This is a genomic window from Orbaceae bacterium lpD04 (genome assembly GCA_036251935.1).
In the GTDB taxonomy this organism is placed as follows: Bacteria; Pseudomonadota; Gammaproteobacteria; order Enterobacterales; family Orbaceae; genus Orbus; species Orbus wheelerorum.
Window position 1 is genome coordinate 2,186,642 of sequence record CP133967.1, and the last position, 23,595, is coordinate 2,210,236.

Sequence of the window (23,595 nt, forward strand, 5' to 3'; positions counted from 1 at the left end):
TGTTTAATTTGACTTAATGCTGACATCACTAAGCCTGCTGTTTTATGCTTACCAACGCTGTAGCCAGCAGTTTTTCTATTAGATAAATTCAATAAAACACATAAATAATTCTAGCTTTGATTAACCCGAATATAGGTCAAATCAGCAACAATTAGCTGTCTTTTATCACCCACATAAAATTCACGTTGTAAATGATTGCCCCATTCACCTCTTCATTGTGAGTTTTATACCGTTTAATGGTATACTTTGATGTCAGTAATAACGATTTCATTACCCTAGCAATATAACGACGAGAAACATGAATGCCTTCGTCCTGCAAGGCAAGGCGAATTCGCCGAGTCCCATATGCGCGGTAACTATTTTTAAAAATAGTTAAAATTTTATCGGCATAATAGACCACCGATTTCTGTTTATTAGTTTTGCACTGATAATGGGACGAAAATCGATATCCTAAAAGCAAACCAGCATCGTTATAGTATAACGAAGCTGTGTCAACATTGCGTTTTTTTAGTTAGCAGTCTTTGATTGCTGATATTATTGATGGCGTGTACCATCCAACAATAACCTTCGCATTATTTGTGACAGTCAGAGGTATTCTATGGGAACCATGCGGCCTAATTCCAATAACTGGTACGTTATTAGCTACAGCTGTTTCAATTTCCCATTTCATCCAATCACTATGTGCTGTATACATCCCTGCCACAACAATAAATACGTCTGATGCTTCTATTTTAGCTTTTAACACTCGCTTGATGTATTTTTCATCCTCTGAGTTTATAGGTGCATCTACAGTTACCTCTTCATAAGATGCAATAAGTCCATCCTCTTTGTTTAATAAATCTTTTAACTTTATAAGTGAATCATTGTAATCCCAGCAATGGCTAATAAAAACGCGGTATGTTTTACTCATTAAATCAAATCCTTTTTATTTTGTTTTCTTCAAATGTATCAAAATCCCATGAGTTGTCACAGAGTAATTTAAATTTACCACTGTATAAATCCTCTTTTTCTTTTAACTCTAGATATGATGCTGCCTTGGCCGCTGTTGCGTAAACCCATTTCACATCGCTTCTTTCATCGAAGTTAGTTGATTCTATGATCCCTTCTGTGATTTCAAGTACAGAGCTAAATATTTTTTCGGCACTAACCTCATTAAATACGATATCTTTATTATTTACATTTTCTGTACTCCTTAATTGTTTAGCCTTTTCAAAATGGCAAAGAGCTAAATTTTCACCGTTGAAATAATCTTTTTTTATAGCATACCCACGGTTATAGAATAAAATTGCTTTATTTAGGAATGTAATGTCTTTTGTGTCCATCCATATGTATTTATTTATGGCGCCTGCCATCCCTGTGGTTTCTGGGTCATTACTGGTATCAGGAAATAAAGTAGCTAAAATAACCATGGCATCCATGCAACACATCACTCTGCTTTTTGATTCTGTTTTTTCTTTGTATGTACAGAGTGTTAATCTTTGAATTAAATATTCATCTCTAGGCCTTATCCCTAAAGCTTTCTGATAAAGCTCCTTTGCTTCTGAGAAATCACCCAGCTTGAGTTTTTCTTCTGCACTATTGAATATGTCCCCCCATTCCTTTTCTGCCTCATCTGAATCCTGCACGATTTCTTTTATTTCTTTTGCTGTTAGCGTTGGGGTATTTAAATCTGGCAAGTAAGTGTACACAGGGCTATCAGTACGAGTTTCATTTAAGGCTGCCTCCATTAACGATTTTAGCTGCTCTTTTATTCTTCTAGCTTCAGAGCAACCAATGTCATCACCAAGATGTTCATATTGTATGGTTGCAATGTGATTTAAGTCGAAGTGTAGCACGGCTGACTTTTCAGACATGATGATGGTCGTGCCTTTTTTTAGTGCATGCCTTACCCCTAGTTCATATATCGCATTTGCGTTGCTTGTCGATATGTCAGCAACAACAATGTCTGCAGAAAGTAGCAACTTATACATCTCCACATCAATAATCCCAGACTGCATTATTTCGTCAGCCCTGACACACTTTATCCTTAGCTCCTCTGCTGCCGGTTTAATTATCTCATTGTACGTTGCATCCAGGTTTAAGAGCTTACCAGACCGGAAATCAGTTTTTTTTCCGAAGCCCATAACCACAAAGCACAACAAACTTTGGTTTTTTTTACTCAATCACATCACCTATTCTTTTTCAATTAGGGGGGAGGGCCAACTGTACGAAAAAAGGTGTAACAGTTTTTTTTAGGTAGTTACTGACACCTTTCTGGCTAAAAAAAACCTTATCTTCCCTTTTCCATGCGGCCCCTAAACCCACACAAATTAGTTATTTACTAAAACATGATAATGGGGGTAATCTTTTATTTTTCAAGGAGAAGAGTTGAAAAAATTAATAACAAAAAGGTTCTTCTAATTAATATAAAAAAAACAGCAAGTTATCTTCTTATCATGGTTTTTTACATCATTGGACCTCAAACCCCATCTAAAAGAATCTGGAATGTCCACACCTTTTCATACAAAAAAATTAAGGGGTACTTGTTTGCTAAATTTAACGAGAGGCAAATAGCCTAACGAAGAATGTAACCACTTATGGTTAACCCAATCTGGTACATCGTTAAGATTATAAGTAAAATCAACAATTGTTTCAGTAGTGCGACCGCCGTAAAAATCAGTCTCCCTATCTCTAATATCAGTAACCTCTAAAATTTCACGACGACCAAAACAAAACTGCGCATCTTTTAAATCATCACGATGGCGAACAGCTGCTGCTTTAGGGGATTTGTAATATCGCTTACCTTCCGTTGTTAGATTATATAATGGATAGCTTTTACCATCTTTTCCTACCGCTTGTGTCGAGCTTAATAAACCCGCTTGTTCAAAGGCAGTTAAACGCTGACTAACTTGAATATAATGAGATAGATTTTTTTTTCATCAGGACCATAATGAGTAGGCTCAGCTAAATAGGGAAGATCTGTAATTCGCCCAACATATAAACAATAAGCATCAAGACCTTTATATCCATCAACCAGATGCTGTTTCATTTTGACATAGTCTTGGCAACCGATTAACAATAATAGCAACGGCAGTAATAATAGCGATTTTAAATAAGCTAATTTCATCGTTATTTAATCCCTTGAGTTTGGATATTTCATATTAGTATCGTGTTTGTTCGGTCGCGTATTTTAGCTTTTTCATCTATGACATTTAACGTCGCGACCGCCAAAGGGAGCGCACTTCCTGTGCGACCTCGCTTTATCGGTCATCCCTGCCCGATAGGCTAACGTGCACGCCATCCTCAACATTATTTAACGGTCGAAAAAAGGTCAACCCATTTATTACCTTGATATTGACCTTGTTCTTTAATTTCGACCGTTTAGATAACGGTTACCCCGCTATTACAGAATAAACTCGCTATAATATTACCGTTATTGGCAGGCCGAGAGCGGGGTTGTTAGGGGAAGGCGGGATCCGCCTAACCGGTCACTAACAGCGTTGCCGTTTATATCACAACCACCATTAAGTGACCGAACCACTACAAAACCAATATATAATGCCCTTATTACTAGGGATAATTAAAAATAAAAACCTAACTGAATAGTTTCAATGGATATACTCGTACCATAATTATAGTAAGTATTGCCTTTTTTAGTTAAATACACTTGCCCCTCTTCATTTTTATTATCGCCTGAAAAATCGATATTATACTGTCTAATTGCTTTTATTGCTGGATGGTTAACCCAATCTGGCACATCATTAAGGTTATAGGTAAAATCCACAATCGTTTCAGTGGTTCGACCGCCGTAAAAATCAGTCTCTCTATCTCTAATATCGGTAACCTCTAATATTTCACGCTGTCCAAAGCAGAACTGTGCATCTTTTAAATCATCACGATGGCGAACTGCTGCAGCCTTCGGGAATTTGTAATATTGCTTACCTTCATCAGTTAAACGGTATAATGGGTAGCTTTTACCACCTTTTCCTATCGCTTGAGTCGAGGTTAATAAACCCGCTTGTTCAAAGGCAGTTAAACGCTGACTAACTTGAATATAATGAGATAGATTTTTTTTTTCATCAGGACCATAATGAGTAGGCTCAGCTAAATAGGGAAGATCTGTAATTCGCCCAACATATAAACAATAAGCATCAAGACCTTTATAACCATCAACCAGATGCTGTTTCATTTTGCCATAGTCTTGGCAACCGATTAACAATAATAGCAACGGCAGTAATAATAGCGATTTTAAATGAGTTAATTTCATCGTCGTTTAATCCCTTGAGTTTGGGTATTTCATATTAGTATCGTGTTTGTTCGGTCGCGTATTTTAGTTTTTTTATCTATGACATTTTGCGCCACTGCGCAGAGCGCACTTCCTGTGCGACCTCGCTTTTTCGGTCATCCCTGCCCGATAGGCTAACGTGCACGCCATCCTCAACATTATTTAACGGTCGAAAAAAGTCAACACATTTGTTTACCTTGATATTGACCTTTCTTTAATTTCGACCGTCTAGATAACGGTTACGTCGATATCACTGAATAAACTCGCAACATTATTACCGTTATTGGCAGGTCGAGAGCCGGGTTGTTAGGGGAAGGCGGGATCCCCCTAACTGGTCACTAGCAGCGTTGCCGTTTATATCACAACCACCATTAAGTGACCGAACGACCGTAAAACCAATATATACCCCTTTTATTACTAAGAATCATTAAAGATAATAACCTAGCCGAACAGTTTCGATAGAGCGACTGGTGCCGTAATTATAATAAGTGCCGCCTTTTTTAGTTAAGTAAACTTGACCTTTTTTATTTTTAGGATCACGAGAAAAGTCAATATTATATTGCTTTATTGCTTTTATTGCTGGATGCTTAGCCCAATCTGGTACATCATTAAGATTATAGGTAAAATCCACAATCGTTTCAGTAGTTCGACCACCATAAAAATCAGTCTCTCTATCTCTAATATCGGTAACCTCTAATATTTCACGACGACCAAAACAGAACTGTGTATCTTTTAAATTTTCCCCTTTAAAGCCCGCCGTTTTTGGTGATTTATAATAATGCTTACCTTCCTCAGTTAGGCTATATAGAGGGTAAAGCTTACCATCACGCCCTTTGGCTTGAACTGAGGTTAATAAGCCAGCTTGCTCAAATGCAGATAAACGCGCATTAACTCGGGCAGTATGAGATATATTTTTGCTTTCTTCAGGAAACAGATCTAATGGCTGCGCTAAATAAGGAAAGCCCTCCATTCGACCAACATATAAACAGTAAGCATCAAGACCGTTATAACCATCAACCAGATGCTGTTTCATTTTTCCATAGTCTTGGCAACCGATTAACAATAAAAGTAACGGCAGTAATAATAGCGATTTTAAATAAGCTAATTTCATCGTTGTTTAATCCCTTGAGTTTGGGTATTTCATATTAGTATCGTGTTTGTTCGGTCGCGTATTTTAGCTTTTTTATCTATGACATTTTGCGCCACTGCGCAGAGCGCACTTCCTGTGCGACCTCGCTTTATCGGTCATCCCTGCCCGATAGGCTAACGTGCACGCCATCCTCAACATCATTTAACGGTCGAAAAGATCTCACCCCATTTGTTGTTTACCTTGATATTGACCTTGTTCTTTAATTTCGACCGTTTAGATAACAGTTACGTCGATATCACTGAATAGACTCGCCTCAATATTACCGTTATTGGCAGGTCGAGAGCGAGGTTGTTAGGGGAAGGCGGTATTCCCCTAACCGGTCACTAGCAGCGTTGCCGTTTATATCACAACCACCATTAAGTGACCGAACCATTACAAAACCAATATATAATGCCATTATTACTAAGAATCATTAAAGGTAATAACCTAATCTTAAGGTTTCTATAGATCTACCTGTGCCGTAGTTATAATAAGTGCCACCTTTTTTAGTTAAATAAACCTCACCTTCTTTATTTTTGGGATCACGAGAAAAATCAATACCATAAGCATCTAACGCGGTTATTGCGGGGTGCTTAGCCCAATCTGGCACATCATTAAGGTTATAGGTAAAATCTACAATCGTTTCAGTAGTTCGACCACCATAAAAATCGGTTTCCCTATCTCTAATATCAGTAACCTTTAATATTTCACGACTACCAAAGCAGAACTGCGCATCCTTTAAATCATCGCGATGATAAATACCAGCAGCTTTTACTTGTTTATAATAACGCTTACCTTCCGTTGTTAGATTATATAATGGATAGCTTTTACCATCCTTCCCTACCGATTGAACCGAGGTTAATAAACCGGCTTGTTCAAAAGCTGGTAATCGTTGTTCGAGTAATTTTGTTGTTTCTATATTTCTATCTTCTTCATCCCACATATCAATTGGCTCTGCCAAATATGGAAAGCCTGTGATACGCCCAACATATAAACAATAAGCATCAAGCCCTTTAAATCCATCAACCAGATGCTGTTTCATTTTTCCATAGTCTTGGCAACCGATTAACAATAATAGTAACGGCAGTAATAATAGCGATTTTAAATAAGCTAATTTCATCGTTGTTTAATCCCTTGAGTTTGGATATTTCATATTAGTTTGATATTGACCTTGCCTTTTAATTTCGACCGTCTAGATAACGGTAAAACCACTATAACAGAATAAACTCGCAACATTATTACCGTTATTGGCAGGTCGAGAGCGGGGTTGTTAGGGGAAGGCGGTATTCCCCTAACCGGTCACTAACAGCGTTGCCGTTTATATCACAACCTCCATTAAGTGACCGAACGACCGCAAAACTAATATATACCCCTTTATTACTAGGGATAATTAAAAATAAAAACCTAACCGAACGGTTTCGATAGAGCGACTGGTACCATAATTATAATAAGTATTGCCTTTTTTAGTTAAATAAACTTGGCCTTTTAAATTGTAATTATCGTCTGAAAAATTTTCATTATACTGCCTAATTGCCTTTATTGCTGGATGGTTAACCCAATCTGGTACATCGTTAAGATTATAAGTAAATTTAACAATCGTTTCAGTGGTTCGACCACCGTAAAAATCAGTCTCCCTATCGGTAATATCAGTAACATCTAATATTTCACGCTGTCCAAAGCAGAACTGTGCATCTTTTAAATCATCACGATGGCGAACTGCTGCTGCCTTCGGGGATTTGTAATATTGCTTACCTTCATCAGTTAAACGGTATAATGGGTAGCTTTTACCATCTTTTCCTATCGCTTGAGTCGAGGTTAATAAACCCGCTTGTTCAAAGGCAGTTAAACGCTGACTAACTTGAATATAATGAGATAGATTTTTTTTTTCATCAGGACCATAATGAGTAGGCTCAGCTAAATAGGGAAACTCTGTAATTCGCCCAACATATAAACAATAAGCATCAAGCCCTTTATATCCATCAACCAGATGCTGTTTCATTTTGCCATAGTCTTGGCAACCGATTAACAATAATAGTAACGGCAGTAATAATAGTGATTTTAAATAAGCTAATTTCATCGTTATTTAATCCCTTGAGTTTGGGTATTTCATATTAGTATCGTGTTTGTTCGGTCGCGTATTTTAGCTTTTTTATCGATGACATTTTGTGTCGCGACCTCGCTTTATCGGTCATCCCTGCCCGATAGGCTAACGTGCACGCCATCCTCAACATTATTTAACGGTCGAAAAAAGGTCAACCCATTTATTACCTTGATATTGACCTTGCCTTTTAATTTCGACCGTCTAGATAACGGTAAAACCACTATAACAGAATAAAATCGCGACAATATTACCGTTATTGGCAGGCCGAGAGCAGGGTTGTTAGGGGAAGGCGGGATCCCCCTAACCGGTCACTAGCAGCGTTGCCGTTTATATCACAGCCACCATTAAGTGACCGAACGACCGTAAAACCAATATATAATGCCATTATTACTAAGAATCATTAAAGGTAATAACCTAATCTTAAGGTTTCTATTGTTCGACCTGTGCCGTAGTTATAATAAGTGCCACCTTTTTTAGTTAAATAAACCTCACCTTCTTTATTTTTGGGATCACGAGAAAAATCAATACCATAAGCATCTAACGCGGTTATTGCAGGGTGGTTAACCCAAGCTGGTACATCGTTAAGATTATAAGTAAAATCCACAATCGTTTCAGTGGTTCGACCGCCGTAAAAATCAGTCTCCCTATCTCTAATATCGGTAACCTCTAATATTTCACGACGACCAAAGCAGAACTGCGCATCTTTTAAATCATCACGATGGCGAACTGCTGCTGCCTTCGGGGATTTGTAATATTGCTTACCTTCATCAGTTAAACGGTATAATGGGTAGCTTTTACCATCTTTCCCTACTGCCTGATCCGAGGTTAATAAACCCGCTTGTTCAAAAGCAGGAAGCCGCTCATTATTCAACCTATTTGTATAGAAGTCATTATCTTCTTGAGTATTACCATCGGTAATAGGTTCGGCTAAATAAGGAAAACCCGTGATCCGACCAACATATAGACAGTAAGCATCAAGACCTTTATAACCAACAACCAGATGCTGTTTCATTTTTCCATAGTCTTGGCAACCGATTAACAATAATAGTAACGGCAGCAATAATAGCAATTTTAAATGAGCTAATTTCATTCTTTTTAATCCTTTTGGTAGTTATACACTTGCACTAATGGTGCAAGGCTAATTGATTTTTGTTCACCGGTTTGGCTTTTAATTATTTTAGTTTTACCGTCTTGCCAGTAGTTAACGTTTAAATAAATATTATGGGCACCATAAATTTCTGCCACTTTATAAGTGATTTTATAGGTATCCGTATCCTCCAAAATTGGGACAGGCTGCCCAGAATCTGGATTAATCACTAACATTGGCAATCCTGTTTCAAGTTTGGTCTTTGGTCGCTTAATCACATCATAAGATTCATCTTTAGTCACACCAACTGAGTTACTTTCTTTTCTATTAATAACAGGTTTTTTATACTCTACCCGCAATACTACACTAGACAGCTCACCCGAAAGCACGTTAATTTCAGGATAATCTTTTCCATTAACTATCGATAAGATCATTGTTTTATCGCCTTGACTAATATGCAAAAATGCCTCTAACCGACTGATCTTTTGATCATACTTCGGTAAGGTCATCTGAATATACAGCCCCTGCGTGTGATAAAAAGCATCGGCTTTAAGTTTGCTTTTAAGGATTGAGCGTTCTCGCTCCTGTGCCTCTGCTTTTGCTCTATTTTGTGCTAAGGTTAGATACTGATTTGATTCATCACCACGCAGTCCTGAATTTAACCATGCTGCTTTATGAATACCTTCAAGGTATGAGCGCTCTAAATTAAGTTTATTTTCTAAATAACGATACCAGTCATCTTCTAATCTCGATCGTGTTTGATAATCCATCGTACTTTCCATACTTGTATAGAATTTATTGTACTCCCTATCAAGCTCTGCCTGGTTATCAGATAGCGCCCCCAGCCGATTTATATATGCTGATTCATGTTGTTGCCCAAACTCAATATTACAATTTAACCCCTGCACTGCTGCCAAATAATCATTAGTTGCAATCCCTGTTCCTAATACGGTTGGTGGATAGGTCGGCCATTTCTTTGGCTTTTCATTATTACCAAATAAGATCCGATTTGCCCAAACTTCAATTGGGATCCAATCTTGGGTTTTATCTCGAAAAATATATACCAATAAGGCAATTAGTGCCGCCCCTAACATAAATCCTATCGCCCACAGCCCGCTAAGTGGAATGATCTTAAATGTTTGTAGCAATAAAATGACCCCAATAACACCTTGCACGACCGCACCAACTTGCAGTAATTTCCCCGTCCAATATTCGCCGTCATCAATCAGCTGTTTTGCCGATTTAAAGGTTTCAATACTTTCTAAAATTGACATCACACCTAATACACCACTTGCTGCTAATGATAGTGCCGCGGAAGAGCTTGCTACCCCACCTTTTAGTATTTGATTGATCATTTGTAAGCCGCTTTTGCCTTGAGCTAAATAAGCGACTATTCTTGAGCCTTTGGTCAGTAAATTAAGCCCCGAATTAAGTGCTAATATCGTCTGCGCCGCAAACGTCACTTGCGCTTTTTGTATACTGTCAATCAGCCTATCTTTATAGTGCTGCCCGTATTGTTCATCTTTCGCTTGCTCTAATTCGGCTAAATCGTTATTTAACCCTTCAAACGTTAGGTATAACGAAATGCTATTTAAAAATGCACCTCGCGCTTGCTCCGCCCCATATCCTTTTTTAGTCGGGTCTTTTAATAAGCTTTGCCACTCATCTCGATATGCCTTGGTTAATTTAGTCATGCCAATATTGACCGAAATAGCCGCTTTATTACCTAGCTCACTATATACCGAGTTTGACAAGTCTAAAAATGTAAAGCCCCACTGCTTGCTATCTTTTGTTTCTGCTGCGTAGCTGCCATTGCCCACCGTTTGATAAGGGCTTATTTGATTAATTAAGGCTAAGGTTTCATCATCATTTTGCTCGAGGAAAATACCATGCTTTAACGACCAATATGGGAAAGTTACTTACTATTTCTTTCAAGAATACATCAAGTTGTTTAATAATAAAAAGGTCAACCCATTTATTACCTTGATATTGACCTTGTTCTTTAATTTCGACCGTCTAGATAACGGTAAAACCACTATAACAGAATAAACTCGCAACATTATTACCGTTATTGGCAGGTCGAGAGCGGGGTTGTTAGGGGAAGGCGGGATCCGCCTAACCGGTCACTAACAGCGTTGCCGTTTATATCACAACCACCATTAAGTGACCGAACCATCACAAAACACATAGATAACGCCTTTATTACTTATAGCATCTAGAGATAATAACCAGACAAAATGGTTTCAATGGATACACTCGTACCATAATTATAGTAGGTATTGCCTTTTTTGGTTAAATAGACTTGACCTTTTTTATTTTTAGGATTGGCTGAAAAATCAATATTATAAGCATCTAATGCATCTATCGCAGGGTGATGGACCCAATCTGGTACATCATTAAGGTTATAGGTAAAATCTACAATCGTTTCAGTAGTTCGACCGCCGTAAAAATCTGTCTCCCTATCGGTAATATCGGTAACCTCTAATATTTCACGACGACCATAGCAAAACTGCGCATCATTTAAGTTTTTAATATTTTTAAAGCCCGCCGTTCGCGGTGATTTATAATAACGTTTACCTTCCGCTGTTAAATTATATAATGGATAGGTTTTACCATCCTTCCCTATCGCCTGAGTTAACGTTAACAAGCCTGCTTGCTGAAAGGCATCTAAACGCGCATTAATACGAGCGGTATGGGAGATATTCTTGCTCTCCTCTCGCCAAATATTAAGCGGTTGGGCTAAATAAGGGAAACCCTCCACTCGACCAACATATAAACAATAAGCATCAAGCTCTTTATAACCATCAGCCAGGTGCTGTTTCATTTTGCCGTAATCTTGGCAACCGATTAACAATAAAAGTAACGGCAGTAATAATAGCGATTTTAAATAAGCTAATTTCATCGTTGTTTAATCCCTTGAGTTTGGGTATTTCATATTAGTATCGTGTTTGTTCGGTCGCGTATTTTAGCTTTTTTATCGATGACATTTTGCGCCACTGCGCAGAGCGCACTTCCTGTGCGACCTCGCTTTATCGGTCATCCCTGCCCGATAGGCTAGCGTGCACGCCATCCTCAACATCATTTAACGGTCGAAAAAAGGTCAACCCATTTGTTTACCTTGATATTGACCTTGTTCTTTAATTTCGACCGTTTAGATAACGGTAACACCACTATAACAGAATAAACTCGCAACATTATTACCGTTATTGGCAGGTCGAGAGCGGGGTTGTTAGGGGAAGGCGGTATTCCCCTAACCGGTCACTAACAGCGTTGCCATTAATATCACAACCACCATTAAGTGACCGAACCATCACAAAACACATAGATAACATCCTTGTTACTGAGTAGAATTAAAGGTAATAACCTAATCTTACGGTTTCAATGGTTGTGCTTGTACTATAGTTATAATAAGTGCCACCTTTTTTAGTTAAATAGACGCGACTTTTTCTATTTTTGTTATCCCCTGAAAAATCGACATTATAAGCATCTAATGCCTTTATCGCGGGATGATTAACCCACGAAGGTACATTATTTAAATTATAAGTAAATTTCACCGTTGTTTCTGTAGTTCGACCGCCGTAAAAATCAGTCTCCCTATCGGTAATATCGATAACCTCTAATATTTCACGACGACCAAAGCAGAACTGTGCATCTTTTAAATTTTCCCCTTTAAAGCCCGCCGTTTTTGGTGATTTATAATAACGCTTTCCTTCCTCAGTTAGGCTATATAGGGGGTAAAGCTTACCATCACGGCCTTTGGCTTGAACTGAGGTTAATAAACCCGCTTGCTCAAAAGCAGATAAACGCGCATTAACTCGGGCAGTATGAGATATATTTTTGCTTTCTTCCGGAAACAGATCTAATGGCTGCGCTAAATAAGGAAAGCCCTCCATTCGACCAACATATAAACAATAAGCATCAAGACCATTATAACCGTTAACTAAGCGCTGCTTCATACTACTATAATCTTGACAACTAGTTAGTAATAGTAGCAAAGGCAAAATTAATATCATTTTAATATTAAACAATTTCATCATTTTTAATCCTTTTGATAATTATACACTTGCACTAACGGTGCTAGGCTAATCGATTTTTGTTCACCTGTTTGGCTTTTAATGATTTTAGTTTTACCCTCTTGCCAGTAGTTAACGTTTAAATAAATATAATGGGCACCATAAATTTCTGCCACTTTATAGGTGATTTTTTGCGTATCTGTATCTTCTAAAATTGGAACAGGCTGCCCAATATCGGGATTAATCACTAAAATTGGCAATCCTGTTTCAAGCTTGGTCTTTGGTCGCTTAATCAAATCATAGTATTCTTCTTTAGTTACTTGTTCAGGATTATTTTCATCAATATTCCTAATTGGCTTTCTATTTTCATCGCGCAATACCACGCTTGGCAACTCACCCGATAACACGGTAATTTCAGGAAACTCATCACTATTAGTGATCGACAAAATCATCGTTTTATCACCTTGACTAATATGCAAAAATGCCTCTAATTTACTAACCTTTGGATCATACTTCGGTAAGGTCATCTGAATATACAGCCCCTGCGTGTGATAAAAGGCATCGGCTTTAAGTTTGCTTTTAAGGATTGAGCGTTCTCGCTCCTGTGCCTCTGCTTTTGCTCTATTTTGTGCTAAGGTTAGATACTGATTTGATTCATCACCACGCAGTCCTGAATTTAACCATGCTGCTTTATGAATACCTTCAAGGTATGAGCGCTCTAAATTAAGTTTATTTTCTAAATAACGATACCAGTCATCTTCTAATCTCGATCGTGTTTGATAATCCGTCGTACTTTCCATACTTGTATAGAATTTATTGTACTCCCTATCAAGCTCTGCCTGGTTATCAGATAGCGCCGCCAGCCGATTTATATATGCTGATTCATGTTGTTGCCCAAACTCAATATTACAATTTAACCCCTGCACTGCTGCCAAATAATCATTAGTTGCAATCCCTGTTCCCAATACGGTTGGTGGATAGGTCGGCCATTTCTTTGGCTTTTCATTATTACCAAATAAGATCCGATTTGCCCAAACTTCAATGGGGATCCAATCTTGGGTTTTATCTCGAAAAATATACACCAATAAGGCAATTAGCGCCGCCCCTAACATAAATCCTATCGCCCACAGCCCGGTAAGTGGAATGATCTTAAATGTTTGTAGCAATAAAATGACCCCAATAAGACCTTGCACTACTGCACCAACTTGCAGTAATTTCCCCGTCCAATATTCGCCGTCATCAATCAGCTGTTTTGCCGATTTAAAGGTTTCAATACTTTCTAAAATTGACATCACACCTAATACACCACTTGCTGCTAATGATAGTGCCGCGGAAGAGCTTGCTACCCCACCTTTTAGTATTTGATTGATCATTTGTAAGCCGCTTTTGCCTTGAGCTAAATAAGCGACTATTCTTGAGCCTTTGGTCAGTAAATTAAGCCCCGAATTAAGTGCTAATATCGTCTGCGCCGCAAACGTCACTTGCGCTTTTTGTATACTGTCAATCAGCCTATCTTTATAGTGCTGCCCGTATTGTTCATCTTTCGCTTGCTCTAATTCGGCTAAATCGTTATTTAACCCTTCAAACGTTAGGTATAACGAAATGCTATTTAAAAATGCACCTCGCGCTTGCTCCGCCCCATATCCTTTTTTAGTCGGGTCTTTTAATAAGCTTTGCCACTCATCTCGATATGCCTTGGTTAATTTAGTCATGCCAATATTGACCGAAATAGCCGCTTTATTACCTAGCTCACTATATACCGAGTTTGACAAGTCTAAAAATGTAAAGCCCCACTGCTTGCTATCTTTTGTTTCTGCTGCGTAGCTGCCATTGCCCACTGTTTGATACGGGCTTATTTGATTAATTAAGGCTAAGGTTTCATCATCATTTTGCTCGAGGAAAACACCATGCTTTAACGACCAATATTGAAAAAAATCATCCGTTTCATTTAATGGCACATTCACTTTAACTAACCGCGCATAGGTTTTATTAAACACCATCATCGCTTGGCATAAATGGGTTTTAAAGTAATCTCTGTCCATTACGCTTTCTAATTGACCCGCTGATTTATCATGATTGAGCGTGCTGCGCTGCGCGGCGCCAGATATCGACTTTTGAATAATCAGCTGATATAGATCAATAATAATTTTTCCTTTATTATCACAAAATTGGCTATCTAATACGTTACTGTGCTTGGCTTTTACCGACCTAATCGCATTGGTTAAATTTTTGCCACTCTCTTTTAACGTCTGATCAGAATCTTGTTTTAAACGCGCATCTATCATTAAATGCCAAAAACTCTTTTCGCTATCGGTATTAAATAATCGATAATATAAGGTTTGATTATCCCGAAGTAAGGTATCCCATACCCCATATTGTTCACTTAATACAACGCCACCTAGCACATTAAAATCGGTCATTTTGATAAAATCTTGTAAATAACCGAGATGGTTGTTTGAACAATTTTGGTCACTCTCTATTAACCAGAAAGGGATCTGGTTATAACTTTTTAAATTGGCTAAATAAGGTGATGCTTTTGCTTCACTGCCAAATAACCAGCCTAAATAGTTAAAATAATCAGTCGAATATTTTTCAACTGTTTTGGCTATATTGGTAAAGTGTGTGTTGTTTTTCGTTATAAACGTATCAAGCTCTTTTTGAACAATGTGATCTTGAACCTTTTTTAGCTCTTTATCGTATTGCACTTTACCATCGCGTGATATTTCAGATTGTGATTTAAAAACTCTAACTCCATCGTAATTGACTTCGTAAGATCCGACTTCCTGCTGCGCACTGGCAATTAAACGCTGACGCTCTTCTTCACTAATGACAACTTCCTGATATAAATCAGGTTGAGCTAAAAATGCTTTACTTTCATCAATAAAGTTTACAAAGCTACCTTGACTTGAACTTGTATTTACTGTTCTTGAATAACTAAATGCTCGGTGATATTTAAACTCCTCACAATTATCAAAATAATCTTTTAAATGAACTTTATAATTATTAATCATTCCAATAATTTTACGCTGATGCAGCGATTTTTCAGAAAAATACGCTTTATCTGCCTCATAAGGCTTTAAATATAACGATGACATATTCTGGTATAAATGATCGAAATAAGATACGCGACTTAATTTAGGTAAATTATTCCTATCGACTTTAACATCACCAACCACATCATCTTCATTACCATACATTGTTTGAGCATCTTGAGGATTAGTTTGGTAATAAATAGCGATGGATTGTTTAATGAGTTCGTCAAATTTATCAATATCACGCTGACTATTTAACCTATCTTTAAATACCTCTGCGGTACTTTCATTAAAATCGACTTCACCGTTTTCGATCAGATCCATAATAGGATCAATAAATAATTGTCTCTGTAAGCTGAGCTCTTCGGCAATTGCGAAAGGATCATCAAGCACTACAGCACTAACTTGAGTGCCAAGTTTTTCACCTAATGACTCAGCGTGAGTAAATAGCTTGGCGACTAAATTAATATGATTTGCATATAATAATGTCGACCCTAAATTGCCACCTTTAAAGCTATTAAATTGATGCGCCGTTATAAAACTATCTCGTTCAAACTGATGCGTATCTAATGTTTGCTTTAAGTTATTGTTATTAGAGTAATAAATCATATGTGGCGATGCTAACTCAACTTCCATCAATTTAGCCTGCGAGTTTGATAATTCTCCATTGTTGGCATTGAATGCTGGCGCAGCTAAATTGAGTAAGTTAGGTTGTGGGTTAAAATTATTAAATGCAAAGCAGCGTGAAGGTGAGTTATTTGCGACAGTTCCAAGCACTTGTGGTGATGGTGCGCTTGAACCATACTCACCTAGATTGATGGTTGTAAAACGCTTTAGTTCATCAACGTTGTTACTATTAGCTGCGAGTCGATAAGTATCAAGCGCTGATTTTGACCATGCTCGCCTTGAATACCCAACATAAGCAGCGCCTGAATAACGCGTACGATCGATATTGATAAAGACACCAGGAATGTGATCGTGTTTTGCTGTACATTGTTTGGGAAGTTCTCGAACATTGTGCTCAACCACATCCTCAATAGACTTATGCCGAAATACCCCAGATGGGGTTACTTCATATGCCATATAACGATATACACCATCTAACTCTTTAACCAAAATATACACGTAGCCAGTTCGCAAAGTACGGTACGCATATTGATAAACATCAGAGAGTGATTTTTCATTACGACCTAAACTAATCATACCGACTGACCAATCAATATTACGGTAATTTTTAGGTACAATCGCTTTCCGAACTAAAAACAGCGGGAAGCCTTTTCTTTTACATACTCCACATTCATTTTTTGCAATCGCAGAGCTTTTTTCGGCTTCGTTATAAATAATTTTATTGTCAAAATCATCATCAACAGTGTGATCATGTGATTTTATTGGTGAATATGCCATTCCTTGCTCCTCATCCTTTCGCATTATATGATAAGTCTAAAAAAATCTGCCTATCTATTAATTTAAATTCAGCAGCCAGTGTTCCTGGTTTTTTTATCGCATTATTAATTGCCTGCTGTAACTTGTTTTCAGTCAATAAATTGCCATAACGTAGTGTCATCAAGCTAAAAATAGCATGGTCCGCACTATCGGTTAATCCTGCGTTATGTGCCCGATAAAATACCTGTGCGACGTTCATTAATGTGTCAGGCATAACTATTTGCTGGGTTTCTTGACAATAGCGTTGCCATGAAGCATAAAGTTGAAAAATTTCTCGGCTATTTTGTTGATAAAATGATGCCGTTTTCGTTATCAATATATCATTCATTGTTGGTAACGACGTGTTTTGATAAACCACTTGAAGCGTTGAATTGAGATTGAGATAATAATAATCGCAAAAATTTGAGATTGACGATAAGCCAAACTGACTCTCTTGATTAGACTCATGTAAAAGTTGAAAGCGAAAAGGTTCAAAAATAGGGATAAAGTCTGACTTACGGCGCGACTCAATCGCTAGCCCTATTTTAATAAACTGTTCCGTTATAATTTTTGCCGGGTGATCACTGACTATCCAACTACAGATATAACGTTTGGTACGATTTAATTCTTGGGCTGCTTGTACCACACTAAAATTGATTAGCGCTTCATCTAAATTTTGATGTGGCTTTGCAATCGTAATAAGTTTGGGACAAATTTCAGGTGAATGAGATAGATCGGGCCGGGCAAGCGTTGCAATCGCATCACTCCCAAGTAATAGAGTAAGATTGTCGATATGTAGAAAATCAAGTTCACTGACGATAGCTAAGCTATCAACGAATAGGTAACGGTATTTTTTGTGATTTATTTCGTTATCCAGTTCCATGCATAATTGTTGCGTTATCGCTTGCATTAGACGAAGTTATCCTTTCATTATTTTTTTATTATTACAATTAGTAAGTTAACTAATTAATTTTTATAAATTATCTATTATTTGGATTGAACAAAGGCAATTATAAAACAAATATTGAACTGATGGTTATTTTTTTATGATGAATATTAATAAAAATTAGCGGTTGTGGTTTTAGCTAAGCTAAATACCCATGAGATCACTTACGATAAAAAATATTTAATGATTTTTCGTCCATAATTAAGATTTTATCTTTAAGACTTTAAAGCCGTTATCACTGTGAATAACGACTTGTTTACCGCCTATATTTTTATAGCGTATTTGATTTTTGAATCTAAGGTTATTTTTTGATATGCTCAACATCATTAAAATAGTCAACCTTGTAATGACCACTATTACCATCACCTTGATAATTAACCTTGCTGATGCTGGTATTTAATATCCGTGGAAAATAGTTTTCATCACGGTGTTTACGCCAATCACCGCCGTTTAATACACAAATAAGTAAACGTAATGCCGTGCCATGTGAAACGATTAAAATATTACCTTTATCAGGGGCATTTTTAACGATTTCATCTAAACTCTTTTGCATGCGTACAAGAACATCGTGATAGATTTCGCCTTGGTTAGTGCTGGCATCAAACTTTTCTGGCTCATGCATGTAAAGATTGAATTCAGGTAATTTTAATAGTTCAGGCACATGCTGACCTTCCCATAAACCAAAATCCATTTCGCAAAGCCCATCTAAGGTGTGTACTGCAACGCTGTCATCACGCTCAGATAATATATAATCCCTTGTTTCAACCGCTCGTTGCTGTGGGCTTGAATAGGCCGCGACAAAGGGGATATCTTTCAGGTGTTGACCAGTAATTTTTGCACCTAATACCCCATCAGCCGTTAGTGGGGAATTTTTTGAACCTTGCATTTGATCTTTGATATTCCACTCTGTTTGCCCATGTCTAATTAAATATAAATTCAAATCTTTCATTGGTTATCCTTTCGATATAGTACTTAAATTAGTTTTGTCGCAAAGCTGCCAAGCAATGTTGTAAAATAGGATCTAATGGTGCTTGTAACTGCATTATTTGTTCTGTTTTGGGATGAGTGAATTGTACATGCGCTGCATGTAAAAATAGTCGATTGAGTTTAGTACCAATCAGCGCTGCATCAAAGCTTTTATCACCATAACGATCATCAAACGCTATTGGATGACCTGCATATTGGGTGTGTACGCGGATTTGATGGGTTCGGCCAGTTATTGGGCTTGCTTTAATTAAGGTTGCAAAGCCAAAACGCGCTTCAACTTTGAAACGTGTTTCTGACGGTTTACCTTCTTGGTCAACGCGAACAATGCGCTCACCACTTTTTAATACATTTTTTAATAGCGGTGCTTGTACCACTTTACAAGCAGATGACCAATCACCTTTAACTAATGCTAAGTAATCTTTAGTCATCTGTTTTAATCGTAACTGTTCATGTAGCGCCCTTAACGCCGAGCGTTTTTTAGCAATGAGTAATATGCCTGAGGTTTCTCTATCTATGCGATGAACAAGTTCTAAAAATTTAGCCTCAGGCCTTAATACTCTAAGACCTTCAATAACACCAAAACTTAAACCACTACCGCCGTGCACCGCAATACCCGAGGGTTTATTTATGGCTAAAATGCAGTCATCTTCATAAATAATCGTATGTTCTAACATCGCTATTTTATCGAGCTTTGGCGATAAAAAGGTCTCAACTTTTTCAGCGACTCTAACTGGTGGGATCCGCACTTCATCACCAACATTCACTTTATACTCAGGTTTTACCCGTTTTTTGTTCACCCGAACTTCACCTTTACGTAAAATGCGGTAGATCATACTTTTGGGAACACCTTTTAATTGAGTAATTAAGAAATTATCAATACGCTGTCCCTCATTATTACTTGATATGGTAACTAATTGAACTTGAAGCTGTTTTTGGGACGCAGGAGATGTCATATATTTTGTTAATCCACTATAAAAAAAATTTACTTTGCGATAGAATCAACTACACGTTCGGTGCAATTTATTTAATTTTGTTCCGTTAATGCAACGATTATATAGGAAAATAAAGGAATAAAACAGTATGCTAAAATTACTTAGCCAGTATTCAAAAAACCGCACTGCGTGGTTTTTACTGTTGTTATCAGCAATTGTATTTGAATCAATCGCTTTATTTTTTCAACATTATCAAGGCCTACCACCTTGTACATTATGTATCTATCAGCGAGTTGCGATCCTCGGTATTGCTTTTGCCAGCTTAATCGCGCTTTTTTCGCCCAAAAATATTATTGCAAGGGTGGTTGGGATCTTTATTTGGTTATACAGTGCGTATTGTGGATTTAATTTGGCTTTTCAACAAGCGCGATTGCAATTTGCGCCCTCATTTACCGATAGCTGTTCAATTAACGTTCAATTCCCTAATTGGCTACCACTTAATCATTGGTTTCCTAATGTGTTTAATGCTTACGGTTCTTGCGCTGATAAATTATGGTCATTTTTAACCATTGAGATGTCGCAGTGGATGGTTATTATTTTTAGCTGTTATATGGTTCTTGGTATTTTGGTACTTTTTGCGAACTTATGTTATCCAAATAAGCAGTTCACCGTAACGGTAATAAATAAACGCGATTTTTGATTTTATTTTTGCTAGAATGGCGACAATTTTAGTAAAAAGTTGATAGATAATGTTGTTCGAATACCATCCCCCTGTTGACCCATGGTTAACAATTTTATACCAAGATAATCATATTGTGGTCGTTAACAAGCAATCAGGTCTATTGTCTGTATCTGGCAATAAACCTGAATATCAAGATAGTATTATTCATCGCTTACAGCAAAAATACAGTTATGTTGAGTCTGTCCATCGCCTTGATATGGCAACGAGCGGTATTATGGTTGCGGCGTTATCTAAACTTGCTGATCGTGAAATAAAAAAACAGTTTCGCGAGCGCATTCCTAAAAAACGTTATATTGCTAGGGTTTTTGGTCACCTAGCGCATGATCATGGTAAGGTTGATGTTCCGCTAATTTGTGATTGGCCAAACAGACCAAAGCAAATGGTTGACTATGAAAATGGTAAACAGGCGCTAACCCACTATAACGTTATATCACGTAATGAAAATAACACCACCGATGTAGAGCTTTTACCTCATACTGGCCGTTCACATCAACTTCGTGTGCATATGCAAGCAATTGGCCATCCGATTTTGGGTGATAAGTTTTATGCTGGGCCCGAGGCGTTTGCGATGGCAAGTCGATTATTACTGCATGCCCAAATGTTAACAATTAATCACCCTTTATCGGGCGAAAGTATGATGTTTAGCTGTGATCCTGATTTTTAATCGCTATCGTTATTGCGATCTTATAGGAGTATTTAATGAAAAAATGTGTTTTAGCCACCAATAATCAAGGTAAAGTCAAAGAACTACAAAGCTTACTTGCTGATGCAGGCTTTAATGTTGTAGCGCAAAGTGAATATCACATTGCTGATGCCGATGAAATAGGTTTAACATTTATTGAAAATGCGATTATTAAAGCGCGGCACTGCGCACAGTTAACGGGATCACCATCGATTGCCGATGATTCTGGATTAGCAGTTGATGCATTAGGCGGCGCACCGGGGATCTATTCTGCCCGTTATTTTGGTGAAGGGGCGACAGATCAAAAAAATAATCAAAAATTGTTAGCCGCATTGCAAGATGTTCCACCACAAAAACGAACAGCTTACTTTTATTGCGCCTTAGTTTATATGCGTAGTGCCAGCGATCCGACGCCGATCGTTTGCTTGGGTAAATGGCGTGGTATGATTTTAGAACAAGCGCAAGGTGAAGGCGGCTTTGGCTATGACCCGTTATTTTTTATCCCGGAATTAAACGCAAGCGCAGCTGAGCTAACTAAAGAGCATAAAAGCCAAATTTCTCATCGCGGTCAAGCATTAAAGCAGTTGATAGATAAACTCAAAACTGACTTAAATAATTAATATATATTTATGACCATTGACGATGCTCGAAAATAGCGCTGAAATCAGAAGCTGGGGTATATCAGGACGTCGTCCTGAACCCTTTTAAAACGGAGGCGAAGCCTCTAATCACCCTGCTTATAACAACGCTAAAGTTTAAACTAAAAAATCAAGTATCTTGATTTTACTTGAATATAACGCGTTATTTACCTTAATAATTTCGATGACTTTGATAAGTTCGGCCATCAGATTAATCTATGACCAAGTAAGTTTTTTGATATTATGTACTTAGCTTGAGCGAGTCTAGCAGTAAATTACCCGTTTACCTAGTTCAGGATTTTGTGCATCATTGGCAAATTGCTCAATGAAGTAGGCAATATGATCAGCTTTATCACCAATTAAACGGCCCTTAACTTTATTCCATGTCAATAGCACAATACAGGCATCAGGTTCACCCACAATCAGCATTGGCTGCTCATATTCACTGTTCCAAAAAAATGTTCCACCATAAAGTTTGTAGGCTGTTAATAACAAGTAGCAGCCATATTCTTGGGTGGTCATTGCAATTTGCTCTTCAGATAACATTAAGCTTTGTTCAGCCATTTCGCTAAGTACCATTTCAACAACGCTGATACTTTTTTCGCTATAATCCAGTTGATTAATACTCCAAGTTGGACTATTAAAAATTGCATTTTGAGCCCATGCTTGAACTTCTTCGTAAAGCTCATTTTTATCTGTTGCCATAATCGTTATGTCCTTGTACTCATTATTTATGGTTCATTGCGTTTTACTTGTTGCCAAGCTTGCTCCATCTCATCAAGCGTTACTTCGTTTAACTTATGACCTTGCTTGCTGATAATGTTTTCTACTTGCCGAAAGCGCCGCTCAAATTTTTGGCTCGCTTTATTTAACGTTAGTTCTGCGTTAAAACCTAAATGGCGTGTTAGATTAACAACGGAAAATAATAGATCACCAACTTCTTCTTCGATTTTTTCAGTAACTTGTTTATCACAATTAATTTCAGCTAAAACTTCATCAATTTCTTCTTTAACTTTATCAATAACTGGCGGTAAAGTTTGCCAATCAAAGCCAACTGATGCGCAGCGTTTTTGGATTTTTTCAGCACGCATTAAAGCTGGCAAGGCTTGAGGAATATCATCTAAAATAGAATATTGTTGTTTCTGATCGCGCTCTTTTTGTTTCAATACTTCCCAATTAATTTTAGCTGTTTTTTGTTCACCAAAGATGTGGGGATGACGGCTAATTAATTTTTGTTTGAGGGTATTGCAGATATCGTCAAAACTAAAATGCTGCTGTTCTTCAGCCATCTGCGCATATAAAAGAATTTGAAATAGTAGATCACCTAATTCTGTTTTCAATTCAGGAAAATTTTTTTGTTCGATAGCCTGTAATACTTCATAGCTTTCTTCAAGTGTATTACCTTTAATTGAATCAAAGGTTTGCACTCGATCCCATTCGCAGCCAGTCAGCGGATCACGTAGCTGCTTTACCACCGTTAGCAATTGTTCGATTGATTGCAAAACATTTCCTCGCTTAATTTTGATCGTATATCGCCATTATACGCATAATTTTATATTTCAGCACATTTAGCCAAGATTAATTCAATTATTTTTCTGTCCATCAGTTTTATAGTATACT

At 37.5% G+C, this 23,595-nt stretch carries 21 protein-coding genes; 3 read left to right on the top strand and 18 right to left on the bottom strand.

Going from position 1 to position 23,595, the window contains the following annotated elements:
• Positions 1–151: 151 nt before the first annotated feature.
• The 16 genes from RHO14_09695 to rluC form a co-directional block, all read right to left on the bottom strand.
• A complete protein-coding gene (locus tag RHO14_09695; GenBank protein WVD70624.1) occupies positions 152–400 on the bottom strand; it encodes an IS3 family transposase in 249 nt (82 codons plus the stop codon).
• A 111-nt stretch (positions 401–511) separates the two neighbouring features.
• Entirely contained in the window at positions 512–910 is a 399-nt protein-coding gene (locus tag RHO14_09700) for a TIR domain-containing protein (protein WVD70625.1), read from the bottom strand.
• A 4-nt stretch (positions 911–914) separates the two neighbouring features.
• Positions 915–2,162 carry a hypothetical protein gene (locus RHO14_09705; protein WVD70626.1) on the bottom strand — a complete coding sequence of 416 codons (1,248 nt, stop codon included), beginning with the start codon at positions 2,160–2,162 and terminating at the stop codon, positions 915–917.
• Between the two features lie 710 nt (positions 2,163–2,872).
• Entirely contained in the window at positions 2,873–3,106 is a 234-nt protein-coding gene (locus RHO14_09710) for a hypothetical protein (GenBank protein WVD70627.1), read from the bottom strand.
• 453 nt (positions 3,107–3,559) lie between these two features.
• The gene (locus tag RHO14_09715; protein WVD70628.1) at positions 3,560–4,246 is read right to left on the bottom strand and encodes a hypothetical protein; all 687 of its coding nucleotides are present in this window, start codon (positions 4,244–4,246) and stop codon (positions 3,560–3,562) included.
• Between the two features lie 445 nt (positions 4,247–4,691).
• Complete coding sequence (locus RHO14_09720; protein ID WVD70629.1) at positions 4,692–5,375, bottom strand: hypothetical protein; 684 nt, start codon at positions 5,373–5,375, stop codon at positions 4,692–4,694.
• Positions 5,376–5,826: 451 nt separating this feature from the next.
• Entirely contained in the window at positions 5,827–6,513 is a 687-nt protein-coding gene (locus RHO14_09725) for a hypothetical protein (protein ID WVD70630.1), read from the bottom strand.
• A 270-nt stretch (positions 6,514–6,783) separates the two neighbouring features.
• Positions 6,784–7,470 carry a hypothetical protein gene (locus RHO14_09730; GenBank protein WVD70631.1) on the bottom strand — a complete coding sequence of 229 codons (687 nt, stop codon included), beginning with the start codon at positions 7,468–7,470 and terminating at the stop codon, positions 6,784–6,786.
• 424 nt (positions 7,471–7,894) lie between these two features.
• On the bottom strand, positions 7,895–8,584 hold the full coding sequence (locus tag RHO14_09735) for a hypothetical protein (GenBank protein WVD70632.1): 690 nt from the start codon (positions 8,582–8,584) through the stop codon (positions 7,895–7,897).
• A gap of 5 nt (positions 8,585–8,589) precedes the next feature.
• Positions 8,590–10,401: a hypothetical protein gene (locus RHO14_09740; GenBank protein ID WVD70633.1), complete on the bottom strand. Its 1,812-nt coding sequence runs from the start codon at positions 10,399–10,401 to the stop codon at positions 8,590–8,592.
• Positions 10,402–10,796: 395 nt separating this feature from the next.
• On the bottom strand, positions 10,797–11,483 hold the full coding sequence (locus tag RHO14_09745) for a hypothetical protein (GenBank protein WVD70634.1): 687 nt from the start codon (positions 11,481–11,483) through the stop codon (positions 10,797–10,799).
• Between the two features lie 448 nt (positions 11,484–11,931).
• Positions 11,932–12,618 carry a hypothetical protein gene (locus RHO14_09750; protein WVD70635.1) on the bottom strand — a complete coding sequence of 229 codons (687 nt, stop codon included), beginning with the start codon at positions 12,616–12,618 and terminating at the stop codon, positions 11,932–11,934.
• A 2-nt stretch (positions 12,619–12,620) separates the two neighbouring features.
• Complete coding sequence (locus RHO14_09755) at positions 12,621–17,030, bottom strand: hypothetical protein (protein ID WVD70636.1); 4,410 nt, start codon at positions 17,028–17,030, stop codon at positions 12,621–12,623.
• 10 nt (positions 17,031–17,040) lie between these two features.
• Positions 17,041–17,958 carry a hypothetical protein gene (locus RHO14_09760; protein ID WVD70637.1) on the bottom strand — a complete coding sequence of 306 codons (918 nt, stop codon included), beginning with the start codon at positions 17,956–17,958 and terminating at the stop codon, positions 17,041–17,043.
• 337 nt (positions 17,959–18,295) lie between these two features.
• On the bottom strand, positions 18,296–18,943 hold the full coding sequence (locus RHO14_09765; protein ID WVD70638.1) for a histidine phosphatase family protein: 648 nt from the start codon (positions 18,941–18,943) through the stop codon (positions 18,296–18,298).
• Positions 18,944–18,971: 28 nt separating this feature from the next.
• Positions 18,972–19,934 carry a 23S rRNA pseudouridine(955/2504/2580) synthase RluC gene (rluC, locus tag RHO14_09770; GenBank protein WVD70639.1) on the bottom strand — a complete coding sequence of 321 codons (963 nt, stop codon included), beginning with the start codon at positions 19,932–19,934 and terminating at the stop codon, positions 18,972–18,974.
• A 127-nt stretch (positions 19,935–20,061) separates the two neighbouring features.
• Here rluC and dsbB point away from each other — a divergent pair, with 127 nt between their 5' ends.
• From dsbB to rdgB, 3 genes are read left to right on the top strand one after another with little or no spacing between them, the layout of a single operon-like run.
• Positions 20,062–20,613, top strand: coding sequence for a disulfide bond formation protein DsbB (dsbB, locus tag RHO14_09775; GenBank protein WVD70640.1), 552 nt, complete (start codon positions 20,062–20,064; stop codon positions 20,611–20,613).
• A gap of 46 nt (positions 20,614–20,659) precedes the next feature.
• Positions 20,660–21,319 carry a bifunctional tRNA pseudouridine(32) synthase/23S rRNA pseudouridine(746) synthase RluA gene (gene rluA / locus RHO14_09780; GenBank protein WVD72508.1) on the top strand — a complete coding sequence of 220 codons (660 nt, stop codon included), beginning with the start codon at positions 20,660–20,662 and terminating at the stop codon, positions 21,317–21,319.
• A 35-nt stretch (positions 21,320–21,354) separates the two neighbouring features.
• The gene (gene rdgB / locus RHO14_09785) at positions 21,355–21,957 is read left to right on the top strand and encodes an RdgB/HAM1 family non-canonical purine NTP pyrophosphatase (GenBank protein WVD70641.1); all 603 of its coding nucleotides are present in this window, start codon (positions 21,355–21,357) and stop codon (positions 21,955–21,957) included.
• Positions 21,958–22,239: 282 nt separating this feature from the next.
• Here the strand turns inward: rdgB and RHO14_09790 are convergent, their stop codons facing one another.
• Entirely contained in the window at positions 22,240–22,680 is a 441-nt protein-coding gene (locus RHO14_09790; GenBank protein WVD70642.1) for a hypothetical protein, read from the bottom strand.
• Between the two features lie 26 nt (positions 22,681–22,706).
• A complete protein-coding gene (gene mazG / locus RHO14_09795; protein WVD70643.1) occupies positions 22,707–23,477 on the bottom strand; it encodes a nucleoside triphosphate pyrophosphohydrolase in 771 nt (256 codons plus the stop codon).
• Positions 23,478–23,595 lie beyond the last annotated feature (118 nt).